The organism is Pandoraea sp. NE5, assembly GCF_024363545.1.
In the GTDB taxonomy this organism is placed as follows: Bacteria; Pseudomonadota; Gammaproteobacteria; order Burkholderiales; family Burkholderiaceae; genus Pandoraea; species Pandoraea cepalis.
On record NZ_AP025517.1, the window covers coordinates 3,916,753 to 3,942,408 of the forward strand.

20 protein-coding genes are annotated in these 25,656 nt (G+C 66.2%); 11 read left to right on the forward strand and 9 right to left on the reverse strand.

Annotation, left to right across the window (positions count from 1 at the left end; translation table 11 throughout):
- The first annotated feature begins 7 nt into the window (after positions 1-7).
- Positions 8-1,291: a fumarylacetoacetase gene (gene fahA / locus PanNE5_RS17845; protein ID WP_261938504.1), complete on the forward strand. Its 1,284-nt coding sequence runs from the start codon at positions 8-10 to the stop codon at positions 1,289-1,291.
- A 154-nt stretch (positions 1,292-1,445) separates the two neighbouring features.
- Here the strand turns inward: fahA and PanNE5_RS17850 are convergent, their stop codons facing one another.
- The 4 genes from PanNE5_RS17850 to astE form a co-directional block, all read right to left on the reverse strand.
- Positions 1,446-1,643 (reverse strand): hypothetical protein, encoded by a 198-nt coding sequence (locus tag PanNE5_RS17850; RefSeq protein WP_261938505.1) that lies wholly within the window; start codon positions 1,641-1,643, stop codon positions 1,446-1,448.
- 127 nt (positions 1,644-1,770) lie between these two features.
- Positions 1,771-2,949: an AI-2E family transporter YdiK gene (ydiK, locus tag PanNE5_RS17855; protein WP_261938506.1), complete on the reverse strand. Its 1,179-nt coding sequence runs from the start codon at positions 2,947-2,949 to the stop codon at positions 1,771-1,773.
- Between the two features lie 130 nt (positions 2,950-3,079).
- Positions 3,080-4,693, reverse strand: a complete 1,614-nt coding sequence (locus PanNE5_RS17860) for a hypothetical protein (protein WP_017232233.1) — start codon at positions 4,691-4,693, stop codon at positions 3,080-3,082.
- Positions 4,694-5,216: 523 nt separating this feature from the next.
- The gene (gene astE / locus PanNE5_RS17865; RefSeq protein ID WP_017232231.1) at positions 5,217-6,272 is read right to left on the reverse strand and encodes a succinylglutamate desuccinylase; all 1,056 of its coding nucleotides are present in this window, start codon (positions 6,270-6,272) and stop codon (positions 5,217-5,219) included.
- Between the two features lie 206 nt (positions 6,273-6,478).
- Between astE and astD the strand changes: the two genes are divergently transcribed.
- From astD to PanNE5_RS17895, 6 genes are all read left to right on the forward strand, one after another.
- Complete coding sequence (gene astD / locus PanNE5_RS17870) at positions 6,479-7,960, forward strand: succinylglutamate-semialdehyde dehydrogenase (protein WP_261938507.1); 1,482 nt, start codon at positions 6,479-6,481, stop codon at positions 7,958-7,960.
- Positions 7,961-8,002: 42 nt separating this feature from the next.
- Positions 8,003-9,364, forward strand: a complete 1,362-nt coding sequence (gene astB / locus PanNE5_RS17875) for an N-succinylarginine dihydrolase (RefSeq protein ID WP_261938508.1) — start codon at positions 8,003-8,005, stop codon at positions 9,362-9,364.
- A gap of 21 nt (positions 9,365-9,385) precedes the next feature.
- A complete protein-coding gene (locus tag PanNE5_RS17880; protein WP_017232228.1) occupies positions 9,386-9,955 on the forward strand; it encodes an NADPH-dependent FMN reductase in 570 nt (189 codons plus the stop codon).
- A gap of 197 nt (positions 9,956-10,152) precedes the next feature.
- Positions 10,153-10,455, forward strand: coding sequence for a DUF1488 domain-containing protein (locus tag PanNE5_RS17885; protein WP_017232227.1), 303 nt, complete (start codon positions 10,153-10,155; stop codon positions 10,453-10,455).
- Between the two features lie 193 nt (positions 10,456-10,648).
- Positions 10,649-10,867: a DUF2964 family protein gene (locus tag PanNE5_RS17890; RefSeq protein ID WP_017232226.1), complete on the forward strand. Its 219-nt coding sequence runs from the start codon at positions 10,649-10,651 to the stop codon at positions 10,865-10,867.
- A 163-nt stretch (positions 10,868-11,030) separates the two neighbouring features.
- Positions 11,031-11,222 carry a DUF2964 family protein gene (locus PanNE5_RS17895; protein ID WP_017232225.1) on the forward strand — a complete coding sequence of 64 codons (192 nt, stop codon included), beginning with the start codon at positions 11,031-11,033 and terminating at the stop codon, positions 11,220-11,222.
- Between the two features lie 35 nt (positions 11,223-11,257).
- Here PanNE5_RS17895 and PanNE5_RS17900 read toward each other — a convergent pair whose 3' ends face one another.
- On the reverse strand, positions 11,258-12,007 hold the full coding sequence (locus PanNE5_RS17900; RefSeq protein ID WP_261938509.1) for a class I SAM-dependent methyltransferase: 750 nt from the start codon (positions 12,005-12,007) through the stop codon (positions 11,258-11,260).
- Positions 12,008-12,243: 236 nt separating this feature from the next.
- Between PanNE5_RS17900 and PanNE5_RS17905 the strand changes: the two genes are divergently transcribed.
- Complete coding sequence (locus PanNE5_RS17905; protein WP_017232223.1) at positions 12,244-13,464, forward strand: TIGR03862 family flavoprotein; 1,221 nt, start codon at positions 12,244-12,246, stop codon at positions 13,462-13,464.
- 77 nt (positions 13,465-13,541) lie between these two features.
- Here PanNE5_RS17905 and PanNE5_RS17910 read toward each other — a convergent pair whose 3' ends face one another.
- From PanNE5_RS17910 to PanNE5_RS17925, 4 genes are all read right to left on the reverse strand, one after another.
- Positions 13,542-14,705 (reverse strand): methyltransferase, encoded by a 1,164-nt coding sequence (locus tag PanNE5_RS17910; protein WP_026131653.1) that lies wholly within the window; start codon positions 14,703-14,705, stop codon positions 13,542-13,544.
- 288 nt (positions 14,706-14,993) lie between these two features.
- Complete coding sequence (locus PanNE5_RS17915; protein ID WP_261938510.1) at positions 14,994-16,919, reverse strand: FUSC family protein; 1,926 nt, start codon at positions 16,917-16,919, stop codon at positions 14,994-14,996.
- Positions 16,920-16,939: 20 nt separating this feature from the next.
- On the reverse strand, positions 16,940-17,590 hold the full coding sequence (locus PanNE5_RS17920; protein ID WP_017232220.1) for an HAD-IB family hydrolase: 651 nt from the start codon (positions 17,588-17,590) through the stop codon (positions 16,940-16,942).
- Positions 17,591-17,596: 6 nt separating this feature from the next.
- On the reverse strand, positions 17,597-17,857 hold the full coding sequence (locus tag PanNE5_RS17925; RefSeq protein ID WP_157211349.1) for a hypothetical protein: 261 nt from the start codon (positions 17,855-17,857) through the stop codon (positions 17,597-17,599).
- 464 nt (positions 17,858-18,321) lie between these two features.
- Between PanNE5_RS17925 and bcsB the strand changes: the two genes are divergently transcribed.
- From bcsB to PanNE5_RS17940, 3 genes are read left to right on the forward strand one after another with little or no spacing between them, the layout of a single operon-like run.
- Positions 18,322-20,556, forward strand: coding sequence for a cellulose biosynthesis cyclic di-GMP-binding regulatory protein BcsB (bcsB, locus tag PanNE5_RS17930; protein ID WP_261938511.1), 2,235 nt, complete (start codon positions 18,322-18,324; stop codon positions 20,554-20,556).
- Entirely contained in the window at positions 20,557-21,780 is a 1,224-nt protein-coding gene (gene bcsZ / locus PanNE5_RS17935; protein ID WP_017232217.1) for a cellulose synthase complex periplasmic endoglucanase BcsZ, read from the forward strand.
- Positions 21,753-25,619: a cellulose synthase subunit BcsC-related outer membrane protein gene (locus PanNE5_RS17940; RefSeq protein WP_261938512.1), complete on the forward strand. Its 3,867-nt coding sequence runs from the start codon at positions 21,753-21,755 to the stop codon at positions 25,617-25,619. The genes bcsZ and PanNE5_RS17940 overlap by 28 nt, the downstream gene beginning before the upstream one ends.
- Positions 25,620-25,656: the final 37 nt, after the last annotated feature.

Below are 25,656 nucleotides of genomic sequence, written 5' to 3' on the forward strand. Positions count from 1 at the left end.
ATTCCTTATGTCAGCACTCCCACAAAGCTGGGTCGCGTCCGCCAACACTGGCGTGACCGACTTCCCCCTGCAAAACCTGCCGTACGGCGTGTTCAGCACCGCGTCGCAACCGACGCCGCGTGTTGGCGTGGCCATTGGCGATCAGGTACTGGACCTGGCGGCGCTCGAAGCCGCCGGCGTGCTCAAGGTCGCCGAGGCCGGTGGCGCGACGGTCTTCTCGCAGCCCGCCATCAATGCGTTCGTGGCACTGGGCAGCGCGGCGTGGCGCGCCACGCGCGCGCGCCTGACGTCGCTGCTCGCCGTGGACGGCGATGCCGCCCTGCGTGAAAACGCCGCGTTGCGGGCTCAGGCACTTGTGCCGCTCGCACAGGTCACGTTGCATCTGCCGGTGCAAGTGCCCGGCTACACCGACTTCTATTCGTCGCGAGAGCACGCGACCAACGTGGGCAGCATGTTCCGCGATCCGGCCAACGCGCTGCTGCCGAACTGGTTGGAAATCCCCATCGGCTATAACGGTCGGGCCAGCTCCGTGGTCGTGAGCGGCACGCCGATTCATCGCCCGAACGGACAGATCAAGTTGCCCGATGCGCCGCGCCCGATTTTCGACGCGTGCCGCAAGCTCGACTTCGAACTCGAAACCGGCTTCATCGTCGGTCGTGACACGTCGCTGGGCGACAGCCTGAGCGTGGACGCGGCCGAAGCGGCCATCTTCGGGATGGTGTTGCTCAACGATTGGTCGGCGCGCGACCTGCAGCAATGGGAATACGTGCCGCTCGGTCCGTTCAACTCGAAGTCGTTCGGCACGTCCATCTCACCGTGGGTGGTGACGATGGAAGCGCTCGAACCGTTCCGCGTGGCCGGCCCCGAGCAGAATCCGCAGCCGGTCTCGTACCTGCAGCAGCAGGGCAAGCATGCCTTCGACATCGTGCTGGAAGTGCTGATGCAAGCCGACGGCGATGCGCAGGCGACGTCCATCTGCCGCACCAACTTCCGTCACATGTACTGGAGCATGGCGCAACAGTTCGCTCACCATACGGTCTCGGGCTGCAATGTGCGCGTTGGCGACCTGATGGGCTCTGGCACGATCAGTGGCCCGACGCCGGACTCGTTCGGCAGCCTGCTCGAACTGACGTGGAACGGCAAGAACCCGATCACGCTTGCCAGCGGCGCGAAGCGCACGTTTATCGAAGACGGCGATACCGTGATGATCGCCGGCTGGTGCCAGGGGAATGGTTACCGCGTGGGCTTCGGCGAGGTCTCGGGTCAGATCCTGCCCGCGAAGGCGAGATAAGCGCGATCGGCGTGAGGTGCGAACGTGTGCCCGGAGGTTTGCCGGGCGTATTGACGGATGCACCCGCGACGCGTCGTTCCGGTTCTCCGGGCGGCGCGTTTGTCGTTTATGGCCCTGGCGAAATCTCGCAGAGGTGAGTGTGATCGAGGTGCGCCTACGACAGTCGTTGCCACCACGGATTGATGCGGCCGACGATCAGGCTTGCACTCACGCGGCAACGCGTGGGCGTATAAGTCAGTTCGTTGCCGACCCGGCGTAACAGCGGCGGGTCGCCGAGGCGGGCTCGGCGCAGCACGCGCGGCGAGCGCTGTGCGCGCGCAACAGGTAGCGGGGAGGCGGTAGCGTGTGACATTTGATACTTCCCGTATTCATGTGAGGACGGGAAGTATTTAGCCACGTCGCGGCGAGCGGCGACAGGTGAAGCAATCCGAAAAATGCGTCCGTTGGGCGTGACAGCCCACCGTCGCAGACCGAGGCAATCATCGATGTTTGTCGTCCGGCACTGCCGGGGGCTTGGGCGCCACCGCGCCAGTCGGCGACGCCTCCGGCGCCGGCGCGGCGGACGTTGGCGCCGCCGGTGCGCCGCTCGGCGACATCGGCGGACGGGCCAGCCCCTCGTTGATCCACGCGTTCAGCAGCGTATAGGTCACAGCCAGAATCACCGGCCCGACGAACAGGCCAACGATCCCGAACGTCAACATGCCCCCCAGCACCCCCGCGAGAATCAACGTCATCGGCAGATCGGCCCCCCGGCGGATCAACATCGGTCGCATGACGTTGTCCAGCATGCCGATGAAGACCGAGAGCACCAGCAGCAGCGTGGCGAGCGTCGGACTGTCCTGCCAGTAGAGCCACGCCACGCTCGAGAGCAGCACGGGGAACGGACCGATCTGGGCGACACACAGCACCAGCATCAGCGCCGTCAGGAAGCCTGACAGCGGCACCCCCGTCAGCCACAGGCCGAGGCCGCCGAGCAGCGACTGCGTCACGGCCGTGACCACGATCCCGAGCGCCACCGCGCGAATCGACATTCCGGCAAGCCGGACCGATTCTTCTCCCCGATCACCGCCGAGGCGCCGCGCCATGCGAATCAGCGCGCGCGCCGCACGCTCTCCCTGCATGAAGAGAATGCCGGAGATGATCAGCGTGAGGCCAAGGTGAACCACGAGCAGGCCGATCGACCCCAGCTTGGAGAATCCCCACGTCGCCGCCTTGACGGCATAAGGCTGAATCCGCGCGACGAGACCGCCGGGGCCCGCCGCTGCAAGCGCCTGCCACTCTTCGCTGGCGCGTTGGCCGACCACGGGGATGCGGATCAGCCAGTCGGGCGGCATCGGCAGGCCCCGTTGCCCGATGGAGTGCACTTGCTCGCTGATGTCGGACGCGTGCCCGATCAGTGTGCCGATCGCGGCGGACAGCGGCGCGACGACGATCACGAGCATGCCGAAGATCATGACGGTGGTGGCGAGCCACCGTTTGCCCCACAGGCGGCGTTGCAGGCCAACGAGCAATGGCCAGGTGGACGCGACGATCGTCACCGCCCAGATGAATGCCGGCAGAAACGGGAGCAGAACCCATAACGTGCCGATCATCAGCAGGCTGAGCACGAGAATCACGAGCAGGTTACGGGCGAGTTCGCTCGGGGTGGTGGAAAGCATGGGCGCTCCGACAGGCAGGGGGGCGAACGCGCATCAACACGCGTCCGGACGTACTGGTTGCACGAAGTGTGCAGGTGAGAAGCACCATGCCACGGCTGCGCAGGCACGGCAAGTGCGCCGCGCAGGCGCCTCACAGGGGTGTTGTTTCGCGGGGCTCGTCAGCGTCGTCGGATGATGCGCTGGGCCACCTTGTACGGCGCAGCGGTGGGCTCAGCGCGCCGGGCGCCGTCGTCGTGCCGTGTCGGCGCGAACCCGGCGGGCGAAGGCTCGCGTGCCCGTCATCGACGTGGCGGTCGCCTGCGACGGGTGGCGAAGCGGTGTGCGATGCGAGCGGGGCGGGGAGGGCGCGGATGGCGCGTGGCGGCGTTGGGACCTTGTTGTTATTGACTTCCCCGGTCACGGCCCCGTGCGGGCTGTTGGGGCGCATCGACATGGCGCTTGCCGACGATACCCCCGAGTCGGCGATCGTGACCACCGTGATGGTGCTGATCTTCGGTCGCGGCGCACGACGTTCGTGCGCAGTGCGAATGTCCTCGCGCTGCGCGGCGCTGTGGCCGATCGAGAAGATGAGGCCGATGAGACCGTAGAGCACGTTGAGCACCGCAAAGACATGAGCGTCTTCCACCAGACTCGGAGAATCTTCGTCAGGCGCGAGCTGCGTGGCGTTCAGGGCATTGGCGCCGTCGTCCCATCGCGTCGCGTTGTCGCGGCCATGGCCGTGCGCCGAGCCGTCGCCCATCCATGCAAGGTAGTAGAACGTGGCCGTGAGCGCGAACCAGATGAGCCGGGGCGGGGCAGAGCGAAGCATGCCACGGACATCGCGGACGAACGCCTGCAGACTTGCGGGCGCTTCCCGGTCGTCGGGTTCACGTCGCGCGGCCTCGATCAGCAACTCGGCCAGATTGTCCTGCGTGAGGATTTGCAGGCTGGCGTTATGCCGACTCGTGCCCAACTGGTGGATGATCGGCAACAGCGTCAATCCTGGGACGGGCGCCAGTGGAATTTCCAGCGCCGCGTGGAGGGTGTCGCCGAATCGCCGGGTGAAAATCCCGGGAAACCAGCGTGACATGCCGCGTTCGATGCCGTATCGCGCCCCATTGCGCAGCACTCCGTAACAAAACACGAAGCCGAGCACTTGTGCAAAGGCCGCCCGATAAGGGGTCGAGAGGATCGCGCTCAGTCCTTCCAGGTCAGGCGCCGGCGTCGTGCGCGCGATCCGGTTGCGGTACTGCCGCTGGGTCACGTTGAAGCCCGCCGTGCCGAGCAGATTGATCAGCACGATCGCCAGTGCGGCCATCGGCGGCCAGAACGTGGCTTGGGAACGGGTGGGATCGGTCGTCTCAGTCAACAATGAGGCGAGCGTCGAGCCGACGGCGAACGGCAGCGCGTCGCGCAGGGTGCCGATGCAGAACGCGCGCCAGGAGAACACCGGTCGCTGCTCGCGCAAGAGCGCTTCCAGATGATCGCTCACGTCGTCAACGTCGAACCCATGGAGGGCAAGCGTTCGGGCCTGGCGATGCAGATGCGTGTGCAAGGTGTCGTGCCACGGCTGCGTCGCCATGTCGACGGGCGCTGGCAGGCCCTCAGGCCAAGGCGGCGCCAGCGGCGTGCGTGGGGCGCGCCATCCGTTGGTGACGGCGGGCGGACCCAACGCATTCAGGGCCGGCAAGGCAACCTCCTGCCATAGCGCATCGAAGATGCGTAGCGCGCGGCTTGCACCCGGTCCCGCGTACATGTCGATCATGAAGGTGGGAGCGTCGACTGTCGACGGCCGCGTCGGGGTGGGGGGTGCCGAGAACGTCCGAAGTACGGGGCGTGGTGCGAACTCCGCAGACTCTCTGAGCGCGCCTGGGCTCGGGCACGCGTACGTCCGTGTCATGGGCGCGGTCGGCGACCCGGCCGCGAGGCTGGCCTGCGCGGCAGCTTGCTGGGCGCGTGCGAAATCCTCCTCCAGCGGGGTGACGGGCTCGGGTCGCCCGGCGTCGGTCACCTCGGTGGTGGCGAGCGGGGTATCGGACGCAAGAAGGATGGTTGGAAGGCACGAGAAGCAGTTGCGGAGCATGGCGTCGTGGGCAGGACTAGGCCGGCGGCAAGTTGCCGGGCCTCAGGCAGGAAGGGACGAAATGAAGCGGGCGATGCTACCCCCGTCTGTCCTTGACGGCCACGCCTGAACAGTCGTTTGAAGTCGTTCATTCGCGAAGTTGCGTAGTGGCTTCAGGCCAGTCCGCGATGCGCGATCAGGCATTGACCGTGCTTTGCGTCACACGTTACGCATCGGGCACGACCATGACCCCGGCACGCAGTCCGTTCGCGACATCGGGATTGGGGAACACGATGCGTTCCTCCGGATGCGAAACCGTATAGGTGGTCTCGCCGTCGCGCGCCAGCACGGTGCCGGCCACGTAGGGTGTGAAGTTCGGTGTGTCGGCCGGGACGTCGAGCACGAATGCGTCCGTGCGGCGCACGATCTCGGCGGCCACGCGAAAGCGTCGGGCGCGCGGCACCTTGCCGTCATCGCGCTTGCCCATCTGCGCGCCGGACAACCAACGGCGCAGGGCGGCGTCGATGCCGGCAAAATCGTCAAGACGGTTTTGCCCGAAAGGCGCGACTTTTCCCAGCTCGAGCGTGCAGCTCTCGGCGCCGAAGTTCGCACAGGTGTAATACGAGAACGTGACGGACGGCTGCTCGGTCAACATCACCGCTTCGATATCGGCCGCGGCAAGTGTCTCGATCCAGTCGTCGCTTGCTGGACGCTGCGGCGGACTCGGCACCACCGCGAAGCGGGGGAAGAGTGACGCGCGAATCGCCGTGTGCATGTCCACGTGCCGACGCAGGCGGCGTGCGTCGCGCGTCTCGGCGAAGAACTGCGCCACGATCACTTCGAGTTCACGCGCGCGCTGCACGGCGGGCGACTCCGCACGCTTGGCGTGAGCGCCCTGGAACAGCCGGTTCAGGTCGTATTCGAGATAACGCTTGCCGGCACGTACGGCGTCCGGGTTGCCAAGTACGACGAGCACACGCTCGCGCAACGTCAGGCGGCCGTCGGCAATGTCGCGCAGAATGCCGTCAACGATCTCGATCGGGGCGGTTTCATCGCCGTGAATCCCGCACGAGAGGATGGCGTCGAAGCGTTGACCGCCACGCGCGTCGAGCGTGCCGGTGACCTGGTCCGCGTCGGCGGGTGTCAGTTCGAGCACCCCTTCAGCGTGGCGTTGCCAGCGTACGCCACAGGGCTCGATACCTTCGCTGGGGACACTGTCGTGCGATTCGCGCACGTCGCTTAGCCAGTGGCGCAGGGCCGAACGATTGGCGTCGGTCATCATGAAGGATCTCTAGAAATGCAGACTCGTATTTTATGCGCGTCGTTGGCCGGTTCGGTGTATCACGTCGCCCATGCAGGGCAACGCCCTGTACATGCGGTTTTGCCGGTCCGTCCGGCATGCGCACATTGTTCCGGCGGTCGAATCCGTGTCATCATGATCCGCATCGCACGCCGTTCCATCGAGCGTGGCCTTGGGGATTGCCGTTCATGACCGATCTGTACGTCGAAGGTGTCTGGCGCACTGCCAACGGGGCGGAATTCCGCGCGCTCGATCCCATGTCGGGCGATGTCGTGTGGCAGGGCCATGCGGCGGATGCGGCCGATGTCGACGCCGCCGTCCAGGCCGCGCGTCGTGTACAGCGCGATTGGGCGCGTCGAAGTGTCGACGAGCGACTGGCCGTGTTGCAGCGCTTCGCGGCGATCGTGACCGCGCAAATCGAAACGCTTGCCGACGCCATCGGTCGAGAGACCGGCAAGCCCCTGTGGGAAGCGCGCACCGAAGTGGCGACGATGGCCGCGAAGGTCACGCATTCGGCAAAAGCCTACCAGGAGCGCACGGGCGAGCGACGCAGTGCCGTGGCGGACGGGCAGAGCGTCGTGCGCCATCGGGCGCATGGCGTGATGGCCGTTTTCGGACCGTACAATTTTCCCGGGCATCTCCCTAACGGGCATATCGTGCCGGCGCTACTCGCGGGCAACAGCGTCGTCTTCAAGCCCAGCGAACTGGCGCCCGGCGTGGCCGAACGAACGATGCGGTGCTGGATCGAAGCGGGCCTGCCGCCAGGGGTATTGAACCTCGTGCAGGGCGGGCGCGAGACAGGGGCGGCGCTCGCCGCGCACGACGGTATCGACGGGCTGTGTTTCACCGGCAGTTCCGCCACGGGCCGCGCCCTGCATCGACACTTCGCAGGGCGTCCCGACAAGCTCCTCGCGCTCGAGATGGGCGGCAACAATCCGCTGATCGTCGATGCGCCAGCCGATATCGACGCGGCCGTCCATGTGACGGTTCAGTCCGCTTTCCTCTCAGCCGGGCAACGTTGCACCTGTGCCCGACGCTTGCTCGTGCCGCGTGGGCCGCACGGCGACGCGTTCATCGAACGACTGGCGTGGGTGACGCAACGCATCGTCGTCGGACGCTACGATGCCGATCCGCAGCCATTCATGGGCGCGGTGGTGTCGCTTCAGGCGGCGCGTCGCATGACGGCGGCTCAGGCCGACCTGATGACGCTTGGCGCCCGCTCGATCCTTCCACTCGCCCAGCCGGACGGTCGCTCGGCATTGCTCACGCCGGGGCTGATCGACGTAACGTCGCTGGCCGCGCGCGATGCGCTACCCGACGAAGAGTATTTCGGCCCATTGCTTCAGGTGCTGCGCTACGACACGTTCGACGAGGCCATCGCGCTGGCGAATCGCACGCGCTATGGGCTGGCGGCCGGTCTGGTGTCCGACGATCCCGCGCGTTACGAACAGTTTCTCGCCGAGATCCGCGCGGGCATCGTCAATTGGAACCGGCCGACGACGGGCGCGGCCGGGGCGGCGCCGTTCGGGGGCATCGGCGAGTCCGGCAACCACCGTCCCAGTGCGTGGTACGCGGCCGATTATTGTGCCTACCCGATAGCGTCGATGGAGGCCCCGCGGGTGATCCTGCCCGAGCACCTCGGTCCGGGCCTGGACTTTGCCGCGTGCTGATCTTTCTATCTCGACTTTTTTTCCGCTTTCCCAGGAATGGATATGACGCGTTTTGCCCTCGAAGCCAACTTCGATGGACTGGTTGGCCCCACGCATAATTATGCGGGGTTGTCGTTCGGCAACGTTGCCTCTGCAAACAACGCCAATCGCGTATCGAATCCGCGCGAGGCGGCGCTGCAAGGGCTGGCCAAGATGAAGGCGTTGGCCGATCTGGGCTACGCCCAGGGCGTCTTGCCGCCGCAAGAGCGTCCGTCGGTTGCCTTGTTGCGCACGCTTGGCTTCTCAGGCGACGACCGGGCGGTCATACGCGAGGCGGCTCGCACGGCGCCCGAGGTGCTCGGTGCGGCAAGTTCGGCCGCGAGCATGTGGACGGCCAACGCCGCCACCGTCAGCCCCTCGGCGGACACGGCTGACGGCCGGGTGCATTTCACGGCGGCCAATTTGTGCAGCAAGTTGCATCGCGCGTTCGAGCACGACACGACGTCACGCGTGCTGCGTACTGCGTTCCCGGACGAAGCCCGCTTTGCGCATCACGACGCCCTGCCGGGCTGGCCGTCCCTGGGCGACGAGGGCGCGGCGAACCATACGCGGCTGTGCGGGGCCTACGGGGAGCGCGGGGTCGAGTTCTTCGTCTACGGACGAGACGATCTGGCGAACGCGCCGGCACCGCGTCGGTTCCCTGCACGCCAGACGCTGCAGGCGAGTCAGGCGATTGCCCGTCTGCACGGGCTGGCGGCAGACGACGTAGTGTTCGCACAGCAGCATCCCGACGCCATCGACGCTGGCGTCTTCCATAACGATGTGATCGCCGTGGGCAATGGCAACGTGCTGTTCTGCCATGCTCGCGCGTTCGTCGATCAGGCGGCGGTGCTGGCGATGCTTCGCGAGCGGCTGGCGGCCCGGGGCACCTCGCTGGAGGTGGTGGAGGTCGGCACGGACGACGTCTCGATCGAGGACACCGTCGGCAGCTATCTTTTCAACAGCCAGTTACTTGCGCGGGCACCCGCGGCGGGCGGCGGGATGTCGCTCGTGGTGCCGCAGGAGTGCCATGAGCGCCCGGCCGTGTGGCGCTTTCTCGAATCGCTGGTGGCCAGTGGGGGTTCGATTCGCGAGTTGCACGTGTTCGACTTGCGCGAGAGCATGCGCAACGGCGGCGGGCCGGCATGCCTGCGTCTGCGTGTGGTGTTGACCGACGACGAGCGCAAGGCGACCCACCCGGGGCTCTGGATCGACGACGCACGGTACGCCACGCTCACCGAATGGGTGAAGCGCCACTATCGTGACCGGCTGGCCGTGGGCGATCTTGCCGACCCGGCCCTGCTCGACGAGAGCCGCAGCGCCCTCGACGACCTCACGCAATTGCTCGACCTGGGTAGTCTTTATTCATTTCAACGCGGCGCGTAAGCGCCATCGGGAGTCGACGCGATGACGACGATCATTGGTTTGTCCGGCAGCCTGCGCAAGGGCTCATACAACACGGCGTTGCTGGCGGCGGCGAAGGCGGTGGCGCCCGCCGGCGTCACGCTGGACATCCGCACATTGCATGGCATTCCGCTATATGACGGCGATGTGGAAGAAAGCGAGGGAATTCCAGCCGCCGTCGCCTCGCTGAAGGACGCCATCGCACAAGCCGACGGCTTGTTGCTCGCAACCCCGGAGTACAACAACGGCATGCCGGGCGTGTTCAAGAATGCGCTCGACTGGCTATCGCGGCCACCTGCCGATAGTGCGCGAGTGTTCCGTGACAAGCCCGTGGCGGTCATGGGGGCATCGCCCGGCGGCTTCGGCACGATTCTGAGCCAGAACGCATGGATGCCGGTGCTGCGCACGCTGCAGACCACGCCCTGGTGGCAGGGGCGCCTGATGGTGTCGCACGCGAACAAGGTCATCGATGCCGACGGGAAGCTCCAGGACGACGCCGTTCGTCAGCAACTGACCGTGTTCATCACCGGATTCGTCGAATTTCTCGAGCATAGAGAGGGTGTGAATGGGTAATTGTTTATACAAATCAATTGATTGCGTAAACTTTCTCGCGTGATGGATGCGATGATGGGCGCGCGGCACCTGGTCCAATCGCCAATGACGCACCGATAAGCGATGCGACTCACGGATTGTTCGGCGATGCACTATGCTGGATGCAACGTATCAGCCGATGCGTCGAACGCGTCCATTCGTCAGCCGGGGGTGCAGCCATGCAAATCGAGTTTCCGGATCACCGTCCCGTATTCAACTATGAAGATCTGACGATTGAATTCGCGGTTGTCGTCAATGGTCGGCCGATCGATTGCGCCGTGTCGGCCGAAGCCCTGGAGGATCATTTCGGCGCCTACTCGGCGCGCGCGGACGATTTGTTGCACGCCTTCGAACACGGGCGAACGGATATTCACGCACTCACGCGTGAATATCTGACGATGGGGCTTTCGGGCCCCGTATTGTTACGCAGCGGGCACTTTCGCTGGGTACGCGAAGCCAGGCGGCAAGCCGCCCGGCGCTGAGCGACGCACATCGTCGTTCACCTCCGACGTCCCGCCGAGGGAAGACTTTTCTTGGTCGACTTGATTCGCGTCAAACCCGCGAACGTTTCGTCATGCGACGCAATAGGCGAGCCGCACTGATCGGCGTAAGCTGACGTTGCTGCTTGAGAGGTTACGTCAGCGGCACCCTCGTCGATCACGATCAGGAGTCGCTATGGGTTCGGAATTTCGCGTCGTCATCGCCTCGATCGCGGCCTTCATGACGCTGGCCGGTGCGTTCGCCACCATCCACGGTCTGCTCTACGACCAAACGCACGTCATGAAGGGCGGCGTGGTGACGGTGCTGTTCGGTATTCTGTTTATCGTGGCGATGCTCACGCCCTGGCCGAGCGACGACGAGCGCGATTCCAAGGATACCCAGCGCAAGCCCTGAGTCGGGTTAACCGTTTGGTTCGCCGCGTTCTACACTGCTAAGTGAGGGACGCCGTCGAAGTCAGCCGAAAGTCGCGCAGCTCTGGCCGGGCACGCTCCGGGTCGGGCCGATTTCCCCGCATGAAACGCTTCGCAACGCGCGTGGTCTCGTTGCGAGGTGCCGTATGTGTTCCGATACCCGCGTCGTGATTGCCTCCATCGCCGCATTTGTGACGCTCGGAGGCATATTCGCCACGATTCATGGCCTGCTGTTCAACCTGCCGGAGGTGTCGCGCTACGGCGTGGCCGCGGTGTTGGTGGGGGCGACGTGCACGGCCACGATGCTTATTCCCTGGGGGGCGCGCGACGAGTCGTGACGTGACGCGTCGCCAGACGCATCGCCGCGGGCATTTCAGCCCGCCGGTTTGGTCAGGCGTGCGCGCAGGCAAAGGAAGGCGGGCGCTTGCGAGAGTTCGCGGTAAAGCCTTGGGTCGACGCTGGCCATCTCCGGCAACGGCAGCGGTTCGACCATGCGCTCGAGTTGCCAGCCGGCGTCTGCCGCGGCATTCAGAATGCCCGCGAGCGGTCGCCGGTATGACTCCACATAGGGCTTCGGCTCCCCGAAGCCGCTCCAGTACATGCCAAATCGCGTGACGTCGAAGTAGGGGCGGTTGCGCCGGGTGCGCTCGTCAAGCCAGTCGCGCATCGGATGCCCCATCGACCAGACGAGCGTCGCGCCGGGCTTGGCAACCCGCGCGAACTCGCGAAACGCCGGTCCGAGGTTTTCCACGTAATCGAGTGCGAGGGCGCTGACGATGGCGTCGAAGCGGTGGTCGGTCAACGAGGAGAACGGCGCGCCCAGGTCCTGAACGTCGAACGTTGCCGCGAGTCCTTCGCAGCGCTTTCTCGCCAGCGCGATCATCTCCGGTGTGACGTCGATGCCGTGTACCGTCGCGCCTTGCTCGGCGAGCCACGCACTGTTGATACCCGGGCCGCAGCCGGCATCGAGAACATGCAGGCCGCCGACGCTGCCGAGCAGGTGGCGCGTGGCAGGGCGCTCGTAAAGGGCGTTATGCGGTTTAGTCACGGCAATCTCGGCGTAGCGCTCGGCAAAACTTGCGTAAGCGGTGCGTCCGATCGACGTGGGATCGGCTGACGACATGCGCGACTCCAGGGGGAAGCATGAATGGGGGGCGATTGTAACGCCAAAGCACGGACGGTCTTGTCGGTGCTGTGGGACAATAGCGGCCTTCGCCGCCGCGCCTGCGAGTATCCTGCGCCCGCCCGGCATGGTGCGACAGCCGTGATTTCGCGACATCATTTCCAAGCATGCCCCCATCCAGCGCTTCTCTCTCGCCGTCTGACACTTCGACCCTTGCTCCCGCCGAGACGATCGACGTGGCCGTGATCGGGGCGGGCCCCGCGGGTCTCATGGTGGCCGAGGTGCTGTCGGCGGCGGGGTGGCGCGTCGATGTGTACGACGCCATGCCGTCGGTCGGGCGCAAGTTCCTCATGGCCGGCAAGGGCGGTATGAATCTCACGCACAGCGAGCCTGCGGAGCCGTTCGTGGCCCGGTACGGCAAACGTGCGGCCGCAGTGGCACAGTGGTTGCGCCGGTTCAGCGCGGACGATGTGCGCTCATGGGCCCATCGGCTGGGCATCGATACCTTTATCGGCAGTTCCGGTCGCGTTTTTCCCGTTGACATGAAAGCGGCACCGCTGTTGCGGGCATGGCTTACCCGTTTGCGCGCGGCGGGCGTGAGGCTGCATGTGCGGCATCGCTGGCTGGGCTGGGACGCCCGGGCGTCGGCCGGCCCGGACGATTTGCGGTTTGCAACGCCCGGGGGCGAGCGCCGCGTGCGGGCGAGGGCTGTGGTGCTGACGCTGGGCGGCGCGAGTTGGCCGCAACTGGGCTCGGACGCCGCCTGGGTGACGTGGCTACGCGATCATGGCGTGGCGGTCGCACCGCTGTTGCCGGCCAATGCGGGCTTCGAGTCGGACTGGACGCCGCACATGCGCGAGCGGTTCGCGGGCCATCCGGTGAAATCGGTCACGATGACTTTACGGGACGGCACGACGCGCAAAGGCGAGTTCGTGATCTCGGCGCAGGGCATCGAAGGCAGTCTGGTGTATGCGTTGTGCGCCCCTATTCGCGATGCGATTCGTGCCGAGGGCAGCACGCAGGTCTATCTGGATCTGTTGCCGGACTGGGGTCTCGAGCGTGTCGCCGAGGAAGTGGGCCGGCCGCGAGGCTCGCGCTCGATGGCGAGCCATCTGCAGAGTCGCCTGGGGCTCGCGGGCGTGAAGTCGGCGTTGCTGCGCGAGTGTTTGCCGCGTGAGGCGTTCGACGACCCGGCGGCGCTGGCCGCCGGCATCAAGCGTTTGCCATTGACGCTGTTGCGCACGCGGCCGATTGCCGAGGTCATCAGCAGTGCCGGGGGTGTCGCGCTGGAAGCGCTGGACGCGCGCTTGATGGTGAAGACTTTGCCCGGCGTGTTTTGCGCCGGGGAGATGCTCGATTGGGAAGCGCCCACCGGCGGCTATCTGCTCACGGCGTGCTTTGCGAGCGCGTGTGTAGCGGGCGACGGCGCCGCGGCCTATCTTCAGGCCCAGCGCTGATATCGCGCGAGCCCGGTGCCGGGGTGGCCGCCGGGCGTGGTCCACGTCAACCGAGCGTCAACCGAGATCGCCGACCCTCAAGCCGGACGAACGCCGAGACGCCACAGCGAGGTCACTTCGGCGGCGCGTGCCGCATGCAGCGGATCGTTCGCGTCGCTGGCCTTGGGATGGTGCGGGCGCACGTCGTGACGCGCGAGCACCACCAGACCAGCGCCGTGAATCCACGAGAGCAAGGTCTCGCGCGTGCGCAAGCCCAGATGTTCCGCCAGGTCGGACAGTACCAGCCAGCCTTCGCCGCCGGGACTCAGGTGGGCGGCGAGGCCGTTCAGAAAGCCCTTGAGCATCTGGCTGTCCGGATCGTAGATTGCATGCTCGATGGGTGCGTTTGCCTTGGCCGGCACCCACGGCGGGTTGCAGACGATCAGCGGTGCCTTGCCCTCGGGAAACAGGTCGGCATCGACGATCTTCACGGCGCGATCGAAACCAAGCCGCGAAATGTTTTCGCGTGCACACGCCAGGGCACGGGCATCGCGCTCCGTACCGACGACCTGCTGCACGCCGCGACGGGCAAGCACCGCGGCAATCACGCCGGTGCCTGTGCCAATGTCGAACGCCAGGGTCTTGGCCGGCAGCGGCGCCTGATCGATCAGTTGAAGATACTCGCCACGTATGGGTGAATACACGCCGTACCAGGGGTGAATCGACGCGGCCAACGCCGCAATCGGCACACCCTTCTTGCGCCATTCATGGGCCCCGATCAAGCCGAGGATTTCGCGCAGCGATGCCACCGAGGGGGTGGTGTCCGGCGCGCCCCAAGCTTCGGCGCACGCCTCGCGAACGTCCGGCGCGCGGCGCAACGGAATGCCATAGTCAGCGTCCAGCGGTATCAGCACCATGCCAAGGATGCGGGCACGCTGCGCTTGCGCCATCCGATACTTGTGGAAGGCGTCGGCCGGGCTGGCGAGGGCTGCCTCGCCCTTGGCCGCGGGCTTGCGGCGCGGACGATGCGGCGGACGATCTACCCGCCGCGCCATCGCCTGCAGCAACTGACGCGCATTCTGGTAGTCGCCTCGGTACAGCAAGGCCGTTCCGCCACAGGCAAGATGATAGGCCTCGTCTGCCGTCACGGTGTCGTCAACGACTTCCACTCGGTGCGGCGGCGTTACGCCAGCTTCGGAACGCCAGCGTGCAGTCACGGGGCGACCGTCTTCGGTCCAGGCTAGCGTCGGGGTAGTGTTCATGCGATGTCTTCTGAATAGCGTGGCGGCGCACGGAAGCTTGGGCGGGACGCCCCCCCCCCCTCTGACGGGGAGCCTGTCTCTGTCGGGAGATCAACCTCTGTCGGGAAGCCCGCCCCAGACGGACCGGAGCCCCTTTCCGCCTCTCAAACATAAACCCAACTCGCTGCAGAAAGGGGCTCCGGTCCGTCTTCTTCACTTCCCTCAGGATGCGCCGGAAGCCCGCATTATGCCTGCGTTGTCTCCCCTCCGACCGGAATCAGTGTCGCCCGGTCGCCGCCAACATGCCGTTCAGCCCGCCTTTTTCGCATCGCCAAACAACACGCCAATGGCCGCGCGCAACGCCTCGTCCAACCCCGGATCTATTCCCGCTGCCAACGCCGACGGCATCGCCGGCCCCAACCCACCATGCCGAATCGCCGCCGCCATCCGCGTGAGCACCGCCGCCCCCGGATTGACCTGCGCGTCATGCGCCCCCGCTCGGGGAACGATGTCCGTAATGGCATTGGCCACACGCTCCAAGGCCACTAGCGCCGGCCACCAGCGCGCCGCCCGACGACTCACCATCGGCGGTTCGGACAACGCCCGCTGTAACGCAATACGCGCGTCGTCGAGCGCTTTGTAGGCCACCCGCCGAGCACCAAACGCTGCATCGACATCTTGCGTGTCGGCAAGCGCCGCATATCGACCCAGCGCATCGAGCGCATTGGCAACGCGCTCGTCGAGTTGATGCCGCTCCCACTTGGCCCACGGTAAATACCCCACGAGCAACACGATCGCGCACGCCGCCACGGCATCGATGAACCGCGCAAATGCAATGCCCTGACTGCCCGGCTGCAATGCGCCCATCACCAACATCAGTATCGGTAGCAACAAGGCGCTGAATAACCCGTAATTGCGCCGCAACGCCCACGGCAGACACGCCGCCAGCGGGACGAGCACGGCAAGACTGACCCACCCGTTCCGGTCGATGGCGACGACGGCCGCCGAGACGGCAACGCCAACGATACTGCCCACGCCGCTCTGCAACGCACGGGCGAACACGGAGCCATAGTTCGGCTTGAAGATGACCACGACGATGAGCGGCACCCAATACGACCGCGGCAGTGCCGTGAGCGCAATGAAGATCTGCGCGGCCAGCACGCACAAGCCAATTCGCAGCAAGTACCGCCATACGTCGGGCCACGGCCACTTCGGTATCCATTGCCGTCCGGGCGTGGCACGCGCCCGATGACGCGCCAAGGCAACCAGGGGCGCTTCGGCCGCATGCACGGTGCCAGTGAGTAACGGTTCGGCGCGATGCAACGCCGCCGCGAGCGCCGGCGCGTAGTTGTCTTTTGCCACCGCCACGGTGGCCGCCACGTCGAGCTGCCGATCGCGCGCAATGCGCCGGGCAATGCCGTACAACGCGCGTCCGAGTGGTGCGGGAAGCGGCCTGCCACCCTGTGCAAGGCCGATGACGGCCGAGGTGATGGGCTCGGCCGCCAGAATCTGGGCGGCCCTGCGCTCAAGCACTTCCCACCCGCCCGCTGTGCTCGCACGCGCGCTCAACAGCGTGTCGTAGGCCGCGGCAATGGCGTTCTCGAGCGAGCGGCGCGCGAGCCTGACGCGCGGCGTACCGCTTGCGTCGAGTACGTTGGCCAGTTGCTGATAGATCGCGGCGACGGCGTCGCGCTCGGCGGCGCCCGGGTGCCGCAGCCAGTGAACGGCCATGAGCAGCACGCTGAACACCCCGCCCGCCGCAAGCAGCAGCGGCGCGCGCCATTCGGGCGGTGGAAGGGCCAGGCCCCAGCCGACGATCAGGTATACGGCGCCCTGCAAGGTCGCCGCCGACGCGACGTTGCCGAATGTGCCGATGAAGCTGAGCAGCAGGATCGCCGCTTGCAGCAGCCCATGCGCGGCCCACGGGTGCGACATGCCGAGGTCGTGGATGAGCATGCCGGTGTAGAAGCCCATGACGCCGGTGGCGACGGTCAGCAATATGGAACGTGCCCGCGTGTGATAGGGGCCGGTTCGGTCGCCGACGATGGCGGGCAGCGCGCCGAGCGCGATGAGCGAGGCGTCTGCGCCATGACCGATGGCCGCGCCGATGGCGGTGGGCACGGCAACGGAGAGCGCTGCATGCACCGCGTCCCATCGGGAGAATGCTACGGGTTCGAGTCGCGCCAGCCGCGACATCCAGGCAACGCGGCGGCGGGGCTCTGGCGTCGTGGGCATGTGCGGACGATCCGTCGTCGTCAGGGCGCCTGCCGCGATGCGTCGGCATCGGGCAGTGGCATGAGCTTGCCCTGACCACGGATCCAGGCGTAATCGGCGCGCTCGGCCATTTCTTTGTCGCCCCGGCTGTCGCCATAGACGAACAGCACGCGCGGCGGCGACGCCGCCCACCAGGCTTCGAGACGCCGCACTTTTTCCGGTCCCCAGCAATTCGGCTCGGCAAATTGGCCGGAGAAACGACCGAGTTCGTCATACGCCAGCTCAGTGCTGAGAACGGCGTCGAAACCGACCGAGGTGGCCCATAGGCGCAAGTACAAGCCGGGTGAGGCGCTGACCAGCACGATGCGGTGTCCCATCGCCCGGTGCTGTCGCAAACGCGCGAGCATCTCGGGACGAAGCAGGCGGGGCAAATGCTGCGTGATGAACCGCTTGGCATCGTACTCGAGCTGAGCCCGTGTGCGTGCACCCAGCGACGCGCGCAGGAACGCGGCCTTCGCGGTGCCCCGGTCGACCACACGCAGCGCTGCGCCGATCAGCCACGGCGAAGCGAGCAGGGCCCCAGCCACGAAGCGCGGTGTGCCGACCGTCTCGCGCACGAAGATGCGAAGACTGTCGGTGGTGGAAATGGTGCCGTCGAAATCGAAGGCGGCGACGATCGAGGTGTCGCGCATGCGAGGTCAGCGCGCGCTGGAGCGCGGCGCGACAGTCGTCGCCGCCGATGCGGCCGACAGCGTCGATGCAGCGCCGCGTGAGTCAGCGAAGGCGACCAGATGCGGCCAGCGTTCGCGCGCCTGCCGGTTGGCAACGATCGCTTGTTCGTCGCGATAGAACGGCAGCACATCGACGCCGACGACTTCGCGCAACCGATCGATATCCGACGGATAACGACGCTCGATCGTCGCGTCGGCGGTTTGCGGGTTGGGCGTGACAGTTGTCATGGGCAACGTGACCTTGGCGGATGAGGGTTCGGTCTGGCGCATTCAAGGCATTGTATAGGTGCCTCGAAAGCAGGGCAATTTCGCTGCCGGCCGGTCAGCCGGTGCACCGGGCCTTCAGTGACCGAAGCCCAAAGTTCGCTTGATTCCTCTCACTCAGGCAGGCTAGCATGGCGCATCTACCGCTGTCAGACACGCATGATGTGCAGTTCCGCCGGACACCGGCAATCTTAGGATTGCCGGACAACGACGTGGTGAGACGTCGGGTCCTTCGGGCAAGCCTCATGTGAGAGCGGCAATAATGCAGCACAAGAACAGATGAGGCATCGCACATGCAGCTTCGAGCGTCTTGGTCGCGTTACAAAAAAATCTCCGCCATCTGTCTGCTAGCTGCCACTGCGATGGACCTTGCGGGCACTCGCCTGGCGATCGCGGCACCGGCGGCAAGCCGGGCAGCAAAGGCGCCGATGGCGCTGCCGACAGGCGGCGTCGCCGCGCTGGGCGCAGCGTCGGGCGCCGCGGCGTCGCCCGACCCGTCAGGGACCACCGTGGCGCTTGCCGCGGCATCGGCCGGTACCCGCCAGCGCACCGTCACGTTTGCCCAGTTGGGCCAGACCGATGGCCTGCGATTGCGCGGCACCGAAGGATCGGGCGACGTCAACTTCGGAATCCGACTCGATCAGACGGTCGCCTCGGCGCTGTTGCGGCTGCGCTACACCTATTCGCCCGCGCTGATTCCCGATCTCTCGCAACTCAAGATATATCTGAACGAAGAACTGGTCGCCACGCTGCCGTTCAACAAGCAGGACGGCGGCAAGAACCTGGTGCGCGAGATTGCACTCGACCCCCGCTTGCTCTCGGGTTTCAACCGCGTGCGACTGGTGCTGATCGGGCATTACACGATGGAGTGTGAGGATCCGTTGCACTCCAGTCTATGGGCGGATATCAGTCCGCAGAGCGAGATCGTTACGAGCACGCAGGCGCTCACGCTGCGCAATGATCTGGCCTTGCTGCCCGCGCCGTTCTTCGACCGTCACGACAACCGGGACCAGACCGTTCCGTTCGTCTTCGGTGCGCCGCCGTCGCTCGCCGTGGTGCATGCCGCCGGTGTGGTGGCGACGTGGGCGGGCGCCATCGGCGACTATCGCCGTACGCGCTTCCCTGTCAGCGTGAAGACGTTGCCGTCGAAGCACGCCATCGTGTTCGTCACGAACGACACGATGCTCCCGGGACTCGATTTGCCGAAGGTCGATGCCCCGACCCTGCGCATGATGTCGAATCCGGACGATCCGTCGCTCAAATTGCTCGTCGTGCAGGGCCGCGACGCCAAGGATCTGGAGACGGCCGCGCTCGCGCTCGTCTCGGGACGCGCCGCATTGTCGGGCGACGCCATGCGCATCGACGCGCTCACGCCGATGCCACCGCGCGCGGCGTACGACGCGCCGCGGTGGGTGCGCACCGACCGCCCCGTGAAGTTCGGCGAACTGGTCGACAATCCGAGCGACCTGCAAGCGAGCGGCTACATGCCGTGGCCGATTCGTCTCCGCCTCAATCTTCCCGCCGATCTGCTCACGTGGCAGAACACGGGCGTGCCGATGGATCTGAAGTACCGCTACACGCCGCCGGCGAAGCCCGACGATTCGTCGATGAGCGTGTCGATCAACGATCAGTTCGTGCGCGCCTATCGTCTTCGCGCCTCGGGCGCCAGTATCGACAAGAGCCACATGCTCGTGGAGTTGCTCTCCGACGGCACCATGGCCGATCGCAAGGAAGTGCGCATCCCCGCGTTCCAGGTGGCGTCGCGCAATTCGCTGTCGTTTCAGTTCGCGATGGAGCCGCACAAGGACGGGATGTGCAGTCAGTCGATCACCCACGCGGCACGTTCGGCCATCGACGCCGATTCGACCATCGATTTCAGCGGCCTGCCGCACTACGCCGAGATGCCGAACCTGAGCTTCTTCGTCGGCAGCGGATTCCCCTTCACGAAGTACGCCGATCTAGCGCAGACGGCCATCGTGATGTCGAAGACGCCGGACACCGCGGCGCTCGAAGCCGTCTTTTCGACGCTCGGCCAGTTCGGCCGGTCGACTGGCGTCTATGCCGATCGCTTCGAAGTGCTCGACACGATGCAGACCGACCGCTTCAAGGATCGCGACCTCCTGATGGTCGGCGGCCAGGAGGTGGCTGACCTCTTGGTCAAGTGGGGCAAAAATCTGCCGCTGATCATCGACCAGACGCGCCGGGTCATGACGGCCCAGCCGCAGGCCTCGCGGGGCGACGGTGCGATAGGCTCGGCGCTTGCGGCAAGCCCTGTCGGGCCGGCGCACATGGACGCATTGTCCAAGGGGCCGCTCGCCGCGCTCATCGGATTCGAGTCGCCGGTGACCCGCTCGCGCTCGGTGGTCGCGATCAATGCGTCGAGCGACGACGCATTGCTCAGCGTGGTCGATGCCATCGGCGACAACGCCCGACGGGCGGAGATCCATGGCGATCTCGCGGTGTTCAGCGGCGATCGTGCCGATTCATTCCGCCTTGGCCAGACTTACTTCGTGGGCGATGTGAGCTGGTGGACCCGCATTCGCTATCACCTTTCAAGCCATCCAATTCTGGTGGGGCTCGTCGCACTGCTTGCGGCGTTCGCCATTGCGCTCAAGTGCTTCGGTTGGTTGCAGCGGCGTGCTGCGCGTCGTCTGGAGCAGTAAATGACACGCGCCGAAAGTGTGGGCCGGCGCCGTCGGGCCGTGCTGCGTGCGCTCGCCGCATGCAGTGCGTTGCCGGTGCTCGGCGGATTGACACACCCGGCGCACAGCGCGCCGGCGAAGGCCGCGCCCACGACCACGACGAAGTTGCGAACCTGTGCCACGGTCGACTGGCCTGACTGGACACGCTTCAAGGCGGGCTTTTTGAGCGACGACGGGCGCGTGATCGATCGCAGCATGGACGATCAGCGCACGGTGTCGGAAGGTCAGGCCTATGCGCTGACCTTCGCGCTGATGGCCAACGATCGCGTCACGTTCGACAAGGTGCTCGACTGGACCGTCAACAATCTGGCGCAGGGCGATTTGACCGCTCACCTGCCCGCATGGCTCTGGGGCAAGAAGGACGACGGGCAATGGGGCGTGCTCGACCGTAACCCGGCGAGCGACGCCGATATGTGGATCGCCTACGCGCTGGGCGAGGCAGGGCGATTGTGGAACGTGCGGCGGTATACCGCGCTGGGCGCCCTCGTTGCACGCCGCATTGTGTCGGAGGAGACGGATGTCGTGCCCGGTCTCGGGCGCACGTTGCTGCCGGCGCCGGTCGGCTTTCATCCCGCGAAGGATCTGTGGCGGCTCAATCCCAGCTATGTGCCGATGCAAGTGGTGCGCTATCTGGCGGGGCGCTTTCCCGAAAGCGGCTGGGCCCAACTGATCCCGTCATCGCTCAAGCAAATCACGCTGACGGCGCCACCGCTGGGATTCGCCCCGGAATGGGCGATGTATCGTGCGGGCCGCGGTTTCGAGATCGATCCGGACACGAAGGGCGAGGGCAGCTACAACGCGATTCGTGTCTACCTATGGGCTGGCATGCTCGCGCCCGGCAGCGATGACTTTCACGCATTGATGCACACCTTCGGCGGCATGCTGAAGTTTGTCGCGGCTCACGGTGCGCCGCCCGAACGGGTCGATACGCGCGACGGCACGGCCAGTCAATCCGGCGGGTCCGGTTTTTCGGCGGCCCTTGTGCCGCTGCTTCAGGCGGTGGGCGATACCGCGCAAGCGCAGGCGCAAGTGACGCGTGCGCGCGCGCTCGAGGCGCAAGCGGCACCCGGCTACTACAGCTCGGTGCTCTCGTTGTTCGGTCTCGGCTGGCGCGATGGGCGCTTCCGTTTCGCCGCCGACGGCATGTTGCAGGTGCCATGGGAGGCGACTTGCGCAACACGGTGATTCGCTCCGCGTGTCTGACCTGTGTGCTGATGGCCGCCGGTGTTGTCCCCGCGCGCGCCGCGCCGAGCCCGGGCGAGGGCGGCAAGCCGGATGTCGTGGCCGCCAATCGCGACGTGAGCCGTCTGCTTGCGAGCGCCACGCTCTGGCACGCCCGTCATCGCAACGATCTTGCTCGCGCAGCGCTGGAAAAGGCGCTGCTCGTGCAACCGGAGCAACCTGACGTGCTATCGCTGCTCGGCCAGATCGAGAGTGAAGAAAATCACCCAGAGCAAGCGAGCAAGGCCTTGCAGACGTTGCAGGCGCGCTATCCGAACGCGCCCGCCACCCAAGCGCTGGCCGACGTGATCCGCGTGAACACCGTCGACAAATCCCGCATGGCGCGCGCGCGACTGCTCCAGCGCAGCGGACAGGCCGACGCCGCCTTCGCGCAGTACCAGGCGCTGTTTCCCGACGGTCCGCCCAGTGGCGATCTTGGCGTCGAGTACTACCGGGCGCAAGCCAATGCCACCCACGGCTGGCCCGCGGCGCAACGGGGGCTGGCAGCGCTCGCGAAGGACGCGCCTGGCGATTCGCGCGCATCGCAATCGCTGGCCGAGTTGATGATCGACCGTCCGGCGAGTCGCTTGGCAGGCACGCGAATGGTCGCCGAACTCGCGGCGCGGCCCGACGCCGATCTGAACGCCTTGCTGCCGCTCTGGCAGAAAGGATTGTCGCGGGCGGACGGCAATCTGGCCTGGCTGCCCCTCTATCAGCGCTATCTCGCGCTCTCGCCGAACGATACCGAGATCCGCGCGGCGTACGACAAGCTCAACGCGCAACAGGCAGCCCGCACGCGGATGCTCAACGATCCCGCTTATCAGGCGAGGCAGGCTGGCATCAAGGCGCTCGATCAGGGGCGGCTGAGCGACGCGCAGACGTCGCTCGACGCGGCGCGCGCCAAGCGCCCCAACGACGGCGAACTGCTCGGCTCGCTGGGGCTCGTCAAGATGCGTCAAGGCGATCATCAGGCGGCGCAAGCGCTGTTTTCACAGGCGCTGCGCAAGGATCCGGGAAACGCGAACAAGTGGCGTGCGCTGCTCCAGACGTCGCGCTTCTGGGGCGCGATGACCGAGGCGCGCGCCGCGCGCGACGCCGGTCGTCTGGCCGAGGCCGACCGGCTCGTGCGTAGCGCCCTGGCCAGCGACCCGCGCAATCCCGACGGTCTGGCTTTGTTGGGCGAGATTGCGCTCGACGACAAGCGCAACGACGATGCCGAGCGGCTCTTCCAGCAGGCGCTGAGGATCGAGCCGGATAACGACACGGCATTGCGTGGCCTGATTACCTTGTATTCGCGCCAGGAGCGCCGCGCCGAACTGGCGACCCTGCTCGGCGATCTGCGACGACGCTTCCCACAGGACAAGGCGCGCTTCGACAAGGCCGAGGCCGCTGCCTTGTCCGACGACGCCGAGCGCGCGATCGCACAAGGTCATCACGGCCCGGCGCTCGCGGCCCTGGAGCGCGCCGTCGCGCTCGACCCGGGCAATGCCTGGACCCGCTACTCGCTGGCAACCCTCTACCGGAAGCTGCGCCTGCCGCAGATCGGTCGCGACGTGATGGCCGAGGGTCTGCATCAACCGCTCCCGCCCGACGACCGCGCGCAGATGCTGTACGCGCAGGCGCTTTATTTGAACGTCATCGACGACGAAGTCGGGGCTCGTGCCGCACTCGCGCAGATCCCGGTCACGAACGTCACGCCGTCGATCCGCCGCATGCAGACGACGCTCGCGATTCGCGACACGGCGCGTCTGGCTCGGGAGGAGCATGCCGCCGGCGACGACGCGCAGAGCGAGCGGCGCTATGCCGATGCCTTGGCAATGGCTGGCGACGACCCGGAACTGATCGCTGAAGTCGCGCGCGCCCGCGTGGCGGCGGGACAGCCCGAGCCGGGGCTGGCGCTCATGCGCGACTGGCTGGCGGCGCACGCCGACAAGCCGCAGCCAGACGCACAACTGCGCTACGCGGAATTGCTCGATACGGCGGAACGCGATGCGGAACTGGGCACGTTCCTGGCCGGCATCGATCCGGCCACGCTCGGGGCGGATCAGCGCGCCGAACGGCAGGACTTGCAGGATCGTCTCGCCCTGCGCGAGGCCGACCGTGCGCGGGCGCTGGGCGATTTCACGACCGCGCGCGCGAAGCTCGATCCATTGCTCTCGCGTCAACCGCCCGACAAACGCGCGCTGTCGATGCTCGGCGATCTGTACTTCGACGAGCGCCGTTTCGACGACGCGCGCAAGATCGCGCAAGCGCAGCTTCGCCAGGATCCGAACGATCAGGACGCGCGCCTGTCGCTCGTGCGCGTGCTCTACGAGATGCAGGACGACGCGGCGGCCAACCGCGAACTCGATCGCGCACTGGCCGAGGCGTCGCCCAGCGACGTCTGGACACAGCTGGGCGTTGTGCGACGGCTCACGGCGATGGATCGCTTCGACGAGGCCATCGCACTCAACGACACGTTGCGCACGCAATTCCCCGATACGCCCGCTGTGACCGTGCAGCGCGGGCGCATCGCGCAGTCGCAGCGTCATTATCGCGAGGCGAAGGGATGGTACGACCAGGCACGCAAGGAGGAAATCGTGCAAGGCGCGCTACCCGGCTACGACGGCATGACGTCGGCCGAGTCGGCTATCGACTCGCTGGAAGCGCGGCGTAACAGCTATGTCGCGGCGGGCTATGAAATCGACGAGAAGAAGGGCGACGGCGGTATCTCGATGTTCAATGCGCGCGCCGTGCCGGTGTACGGCCAATACGCGCTCGGTTACGACGGCCACGTGTTCGCCCAGACCGACTACGTGAGCGCGGATGCTGGCGACTTGCCGCTCAATGGCACGTCGGCGCTCGGCACGCTGCCGTTGCTTAACGTGCCCGCGTTCCGGGCCGCCAATCCCGGTGTGTTGGGCGACTACGGCACGAAGCGTCAGAAGGCACATGGACAGGCGCTGATGCTCGGCTATGAGAACGACTGGATCCGGGCAGACGTCGGCCATACGCCCGTGGGCTTTCCCATTTCCTATGTGACCGGCGGCGTGCGCCTGTTCGGCAACGTGGGACGCTACCACTACTGGGTCGACGCGTCGCGTCGGCCGATGGCGGGCAGCATGGTGTCGTACGCCGGGTCGTACCTGCCGTTGCCCGAGATCTTCGGCGACGGCAAATGGGGCGGGGTGCGGCGCGATGCCCTGACGTTCCACGCGTCGCGCGACTTCCTGAAGTGGGGCATTTTTGGCGAAGCGAGCGTGGCGCGACTGACCGGCGAGAATGTGCTCAACAACTCGGAGGTGTCGGCGCGCGCTGGTGTCGACCTGCCGCTCGTCTACCGGCGCGACATGCGCATGAACACCGGTGTCACGGTGTTTTTCGACAGCTTTGCGCAGAATGAGCGGTTCTATACCTATGGCCATGGCGGTTACTACAGCCCGCAAACCTATGTGTCGCTAACGCTGCCGCTGGAGTGGTACGGCCGCACACAACGCTGGTCGTATTACCTGCGCGGGTCGGTGTCCGTCTCGCAAAGTCAGGAGAAATCGATGCCGTACTTCCCGACGGACGGTACGCTGCAATCGGCCAGCGGCAACTTGACGTACGGCTCGGGCGGCGGCTTCGGCGTGGGGTTTTCGCTTCTCGGGCGTGCCGAATACTGGGTCAACCGTCATTGGGTGATCGGCGCTCAGGCGCAGTTCGAGCGTTCGGACTATTACGCGCCGAATCGCTTCCTCGTCTACCTGCGCTATCACTTCGACGCCCGCCGTGGTGATGTGCCGATGCCGCCGTCGCCGGTACGCCCGATCTGGAGTTACTGACCCATGCGCGCTCGCATCGATTTTGCCTTCGCCGCCG